Source organism: Microcoleus sp. bin48.metabat.b7b8b9.023 (assembly GCF_013299185.1).
Lineage (GTDB): Bacteria > Cyanobacteriota > Cyanobacteriia > Cyanobacteriales > Microcoleaceae > Microcoleus.
The window spans coordinates 1-6535 of the sequence record NZ_JAAFKG010000116.1 but is presented as its reverse complement, the minus strand read 5'-3'; the positions used below and the strand labels follow the sequence as shown (position 1 = coordinate 6535).

Below are 6535 nucleotides of genomic sequence, written 5' to 3'. Positions count from 1 at the left end.
CATTAATCAGTTCTATTTTCTTACAAAAGTCATTACAAAGCGTGTCTATAGCTTCTAAGAATGGTGAATTTATCTCAAAATATACTCACCACTGATGAATAGTGTTCAATAAGATGCGTTCCCCCTGACCCGTACAGCGAACAATGACAGATGAAAATATCGGATATTATAGAATCCCAATGGATTCTTTTTTTTTGATAGGGCTAACACGATAACTGTATAAACTAATAATAATTCACTAATAATCAATACACTATAGGGGTGCATCTGGTTTGGGCAAGGGCGAAGCATTTCGGCACATAATTCATGAGTGATAATCAGAGATTTACTGCCGAAATGCTTCGCCCATACGAATATATTTGCAAAAATGAGATGCACCCCACTATAGTAGGATATATTGCAATATTCTGTATTTAAAAAAGATAAAGTATTAACCATTTAACCATAAAATTGCCCAAATCAAACAATTTACCTCACCTATCTGAGAAGCGCAATAATTGTTATTGCCAGCTTAGGGATGGTAAAGTTAGATCAACTGCTAAAAAAGGAGAATAGTTATGTCTGTGGAAATGAAAAGACGGCTATTTACAGTGCAAGAATATCACCTGATGAGTGAGGCTGGTGTTTTTAGCGATCGCGAACGAGTGGAACTTATCGAAGGAGAAATTATCCAAATGGCAGCAATTGGTAGGCGCCACGCCGCCCGTGTCGATCGCCTTGCAGAGTTTTTTGGCGATCGGGTGCGAACACGTGCTATCATCCGGGTGCAAAATCCGATTAGCATTGGCGATCGATCTGAGCCTCAACCTGATATTACTTTAGTACAGCGTCGCGCTGATTTTTATGAAGAATCCTTGCCAAATAGCGAGAATGTTTTGCTGTTGGTAGAGGTAGCAGATAGTACCGTTAATTATGACCGCGATGTGAAAATACCGAATTATGCGCGATCGGGCATTCAGGAAGTTTGGCTGGTAGATTTAGTTGAAAATTGTTTGGAAGTTTACCATCAGCTAGGCCCGAACGGTTATAGTTTAATGCTCAAGTTTTGGCGCGGTCAACAAGTTGCGCCGCTGGCTTTTCCTGAGTTTGAAGTGAGCGTTGATTTTATCTTGGGTTAGGCTGAATTTTATTTAAATACTCCTACAGGCACTTGACTAGACAGTTGTGATATGATATGTTGAAGGTTATACTCAAAAAAAAATAAAAAATATGGCTCAGCAGTATCCAGATATTTCTTACACACATATCCTGTCTGAGCTTTCTGTTAATCGCAAAGACCCGTGCGAAGTCATCCGAGAGTTGATATCTAACTCTTATGATGCTTCAGCGTCTCGAATCGAGATTTACCCACTATTGCAACCACAATATAAAGGATTTATCTACTTTGACAATGGTACTGGTTTAAGCGAAGAAGAAGAAATAAATGGAATAACTCCTTACAGAGCATTTTTCTCCATTGGCAGGTCTACTAAAATACCGGGAGAGTTTATAGGCTACAAATGTCAAGGCTCAAAGCTGTGCTTTGCCTCTCAAAAAATTACTTTAATTACACGCTGTAAAAATGAGGAAAATTGGCGGTCAATATCTATTGACGATCCGAAGTCTAAATTAAATCAAAACTATGACATTCAATCTCAAACTGATTGTAGTCCTTGGGAAACAGTGAAAAACCTATTTACACAACCTAATAAAGGCACAGTAAATATTCTGGAAAATCTTAACCAAGAGTTTTTTGTCAACCGATTTTCGCAAGGAGCTATGATCATTGTTCACAAGCTTGAGGTGAAAAATTTCTCTGATTTTTACGACTCTGAGGAAGATGGTATAGCCAAATGGTCATACCTCAAGAATTACATACATTTTAACACAAAGCATGGAGACATGAGGATTATACGGCCGGCTCAAACAGACTTTCCCGAAAATCAATCACTGAGTTTTAAACAGTCTTTAGGATACAATGAAGATTGTGAATTATACCTCTGGACAAAAAAGAGAAGAGTTGAACATAAACTTGACAAAGTTAAGGCAGGATATCCCTACTTGCCGAAGCCGGACGAGGATAAATCGCACATAAAAAGCCCAGCCCAAATAGCTAGATTAAATGATGGGAGGTTTTTTGGTCGTGCTGCTACTACTTTCCGATTTCAAGATACAACATACTGTTTGACTCTAGCAATAGATGGTAATCGCCGAGCGCTAGATAAGTATGAAGAATTGGATAGAAAAGGCAGGAGAAAATCTGGAATTCGATTAACCGATCAAAGAGGCACATTTATTTCCTCAGACGGTGTAAAAATTTGTGGATACAACGAGCTATTTGAACATAGCAAGCTGGAAGATTACGCAGTCCTTGGCCTGGCAAGTGGACAGTCACATTATATTTTTATGATTAATGGTACTTTTGATGTAGTGACCAATAGAAATTCTTTGACTGACTCTTCCTTAAGTATACTAAAAGATGACTCTTTTATTGATAAAATCAAGCAATTCTTTGACCTAGCCAAAAATAGGATTAATGTTTTTAGCGAACTTATAGACAGACTAAATAAAGATGATGTTGATTTAAAAATAGAGGCTTATACTAAAAAGCTGATTGCCCTAAAAAAAGGGATTCAGGACAGAACAAGGTTTATTGTACACGATATCGATCAACTCAAAGAAAAATTCCTGGTGGAACCAGGGGTTGGAGAAGAACATTGGGTAGGAGCATTGTACACAATGTTTGCTCATCTTGTGCCTCCCGAATCCCAGTATGCTGATATTTGGCTGCGTCCGCTTACTTTTTCTGGGATGGGAATCGATAGCGTTGCTGTCACTATGGGGGAGAAAAGCTTAGCAGCTAATGTTCAGAAGGCTCTTGAGTATAAATACACGCTCTCACCTAGTGACGAGTTTAATCATCCGTTGAAGTTGACTGACCAGATTGTATGCTGGGACATGAGTATTCCACAAGAAGGTCAGCAGATTAGTGACTCATACGAGCATTTTGGAAAGGTATCGTTAACTGAAGAACTTAAGGAAATAGGATACAAAATTATAAAGATAGAGAGTCGCGATGGGGAGTGGCATGACGGGGAAATCAAAGTAATTAGCCTCAAAAAGCTGATCGACAAAACTTTTAAGTGCGAGTGGACTACTCCCCCGCCAAGGTAATAGATTCCAACAAAAAAAGCAGTAAGAAGTCAAAATAACTAAGCAGTTGGAGTGAATTTTCGTTAAAGGAAAAGTTGCCAACTGAAACTCAGCATGAGTTCAGCAATGGTGATAAGTTAGATGCATAAAGTCCGATCGCCCTCGTCATCTCCTGACTCATCCTCCTTATTAAGATTTCCTTAACTGCTTTCATCTGGTACAGGCATCAGTGGTAGTATTAACAGCTTAGCTAGGGGTGCCCGCAGATCCGGGCTGAGAAAACACCCTTAGAACCTGAGTCTGGTTAATACCAGCGGAGGGAAGCTGTTTATGAAGGACAATTAAGATATGCGTACCGAATGGATCGCTAAGCGTCAGGGTCACAGCAACGTATCTCAAATGCACTACGCCCGTCAAGGTGTCATTACTGAGGAAATGGACTTTGTTGCTAAGCGAGAAAATCTCCCAGGAGAACTGATCCGCGCCGAAGTAGCGCGGGGACGGATGATTATTCCCGCTAACATCAATCATACGAATTTGGAACCGATGGCGATCGGCATTGCGTCTAAATGCAAAGTCAATGCTAACATCGGTGCATCTCCGAACTCTTCCAATATGGAAGAAGAAGTTGACAAGCTTAAATTAGCAGTTAAATACGGTGCTGATACCGTGATGGACTTGTCCACCGGCGGCGGCAATTTGGATGAAATTCGCACTACGATTATCAAAGCTTCACCAGTTCCCATCGGTACTGTACCCATTTACCAAGCCCTAGAAAGCGTGCACGGTAATATGGAAAGTCTGACGGCGAATGACTTCCTGCACATCATTGACAAACACGCTCAACAAGGTGTTGATTACCAAACAATTCACGCCGGAATTCTGATTGAGCATTTACCCTTGGTGAGAAATCGGCTGACTGGGATTGTTTCTCGCGGCGGCGGTATTTTGGCGCGGTGGATGCTGCACCACCACAAACAAAATCCTCTCTACACTCACTTTAACGACATCATTGAAATCTTCAAGAAATATGATGTTTCGTTTAGTTTGGGAGATTCTTTGCGCCCCGGTTGCACTCACGATGCGTCGGATGAAGCTCAATTAGCCGAACTCAAAACTTTGGGACAATTAACTCGCAAAGCTTGGGAACATGATGTGCAGGTAATGGTGGAAGGCCCGGGCCACGTACCTATGGATCAAATTGAGTTTAATGTCAAGAAACAAATGGAGGAATGCTCGGAAGCTCCTTTCTATGTTTTGGGGCCGTTGGTGACTGATATTGCACCGGGATACGACCACATTACCTCAGCGATTGGGGCGGCGATGGCTGGTTGGTACGGTACTGCTATGCTGTGCTACGTGACACCCAAGGAACACTTGGGATTGCCGAATGCTGAGGATGTCAGAAACGGGCTGATTGCTTACAAAATTGCGGCTCACGCTGCGGATATCGCGCGGGGCCGTCCGGGTGCGCGCGATCGCGATGACGAACTCTCGAAGGCGCGTTACAATTTCGATTGGAACCGTCAATTTGAGCTATCGCTAGATCCAGAAAGAGCGAAGGAATATCACGACGAAACTTTGCCAGCAGATATCTACAAAACTGCGGAATTCTGTTCGATGTGCGGGCCTAAGTTCTGTCCGATGCAGACTAAGGTTGATGCCGATGCTTTGACTGAGTTGGAGAAGTTTTTGGCTAAGGAACCTGTAGCGCTAAGCTAATTGGTTAGGGAGCATCTCAGTTTTGCATTGATAGTGCTGTCGAGAGCTCGCATATTATACGATACGCGAGTGGGACAGCACTATAATAAAAAATGCTTTTTACAAAAATGAGATGCTCCCATTGGTTAGGTGGGGCGGGTTGACAAATCCTCTGATTTTAAAGCAGAGATTAGCGTGAACCTGCCACTACGAAATTTATGTTTATGTGAATTTAGATCCCTATTGCTTGCTACGAATCCATTCCTTGAGATCGGCGATCGTAAAAACAGCCTGAAAATCCAATCCCTGCTCGCGATATAATTCAGATCCACCTTGCTCTCGATCGATCAGAGACAACACGCGATCGACTTTATAGCCAGCACCCCGCAGCCTCTCCACCGCCTGCATCGCCGATTTACCCGTCGTTACGACATCTTCCAATACTGCCACATTCGTCCCTTCAGGCAACACCGGCCCCTCAATATAGGCCATTGTCCCGTGTCCCTTCGTCTCTTTGCGGACAATTAGCGCCGGAATCGATCGACCTTCCAGAGCCGAAACCACACTCACAGCAGTTACAATCGGGTCAGCACCCAACGTCAAACCGCCCACAGCCTGCACTTGAGGTGGCAGCATCGAGAAGAGTACGCGCCCCGTCGCCAAAGCACCTTCAGCGTGCAAAGTCACCGGTTTGCAGTTGATATAATAAGAACTTTTCTGCCCCGAAGACAGCACAAAGTCGCCCTCGCGGTACGCAAACTCGCACAATAAATCCAAAAGTCGATCGCGCAACACCTTTAAATCAGCAGCATCCATAACTTAACACCTTGTAGAAAACGCAAATAATCCGCCGATAATCAGTCTATATTGGAACCGTAATTAATCTAGAAGCTGAAATTTATGAGTCAAAAGTTAAAAAGCCTCAGCAGTGCGTTGATTCTCGCTGTCGCCTCTGCCACACTGGCATCCGTCAAACCTGCTCAAGCAGATACAGCCCGATTTAGCCCCGTTGGTGACAACTTCAACCGACAATTCTTTGAAGCTTCAGGAGACTTTTATCACAACGTCAGCTTGCAAGGTTACATGGGCGACTATCTAGGAATTGGTTCCCCCAGCGGCGTAGTTGCCTTTCCCGAAAAAGAAATCGAGCGCGATGCCAGCCGCGTCAGCGGCCTCTACCGACGAGTAATGCAGCGGCAGGTTTCCAGCGACCCAATTCTTCGCGTTCCGGATGCCACCAATCCCTTTGATGCCTCAGTTATGGCCTTGCCCGCAGCCTGCCAGGTAGCACCTCAAGCGAGCGGCTGTTTCGCTCCTGGGAACGCAGTCCAAGAGCCGTTTGTACCCCGGCAGCAGCAAGAGTCAGAGGCAGCACCAGGCGCGGTTAGAGGACTGTACAATGTATCACCGGTTCGCGGAAATTAATTAGTGATGAGAAAATTGGTTTGTAGTAAGGACTTTAGTCCTGATTTACTCAAAGTCACAGAAAGGACTGAAGTCCTCACTACGAACCTTGATTACCGATGAGAAAATTGGTTTGTAGTAAGGACTTTAGTCCTGATTTACTCAGAGTCACAGAAAGGACTGAAGTCCTCACTACGAACCTTGATTACCGATGAGAAAATTGGTTTGTAGTAAGGACTTTAGTCCTGATTTACTCGAAGTCACAGAAAGGACTGAAGTCCTCACTACGAACCTTGAT

The 6535-nt window shown here is 43.5% G+C and carries 5 protein-coding genes and 1 riboswitch; of the genes, 4 read left to right on the top strand and 1 reads right to left on the bottom strand.

Annotated elements, in window-relative coordinates; translation table 11 throughout:
* The first annotated feature begins 557 nt into the window (after positions 1-557).
* From QZW82_RS31950 to thiC, 3 genes are all read left to right on the top strand, one after another.
* Positions 558-1118 carry a Uma2 family endonuclease gene (locus QZW82_RS31950; protein WP_293158345.1) on the top strand — a complete coding sequence of 187 codons (561 nt, stop codon included), beginning with the start codon at positions 558-560 and terminating at the stop codon, positions 1116-1118.
* Positions 1119-1209: 91 nt separating this feature from the next.
* On the top strand, positions 1210-3153 hold the full coding sequence (locus QZW82_RS31945) for an ATP-binding protein (RefSeq protein WP_293158342.1): 1944 nt from the start codon (positions 1210-1212) through the stop codon (positions 3151-3153).
* 221 nt (positions 3154-3374) lie between these two features.
* A riboswitch (TPP riboswitch) is annotated at positions 3375-3471 on the top strand.
* Between the two features lie 9 nt (positions 3472-3480).
* Positions 3481-4854, top strand: coding sequence for a phosphomethylpyrimidine synthase ThiC (thiC, locus tag QZW82_RS31940; RefSeq protein WP_293158339.1), 1374 nt, complete (start codon positions 3481-3483; stop codon positions 4852-4854).
* 219 nt (positions 4855-5073) lie between these two features.
* Here thiC and pyrE read toward each other — a convergent pair whose 3' ends face one another.
* On the bottom strand, positions 5074-5649 hold the full coding sequence (gene pyrE, locus QZW82_RS31935; RefSeq protein ID WP_293158336.1) for an orotate phosphoribosyltransferase: 576 nt from the start codon (positions 5647-5649) through the stop codon (positions 5074-5076).
* Positions 5650-5733: 84 nt separating this feature from the next.
* Between pyrE and QZW82_RS31930 the strand changes: the two genes are divergently transcribed.
* Complete coding sequence (locus QZW82_RS31930; RefSeq protein WP_293158334.1) at positions 5734-6258, top strand: hypothetical protein; 525 nt, start codon at positions 5734-5736, stop codon at positions 6256-6258.
* Positions 6259-6535 lie beyond the last annotated feature (277 nt).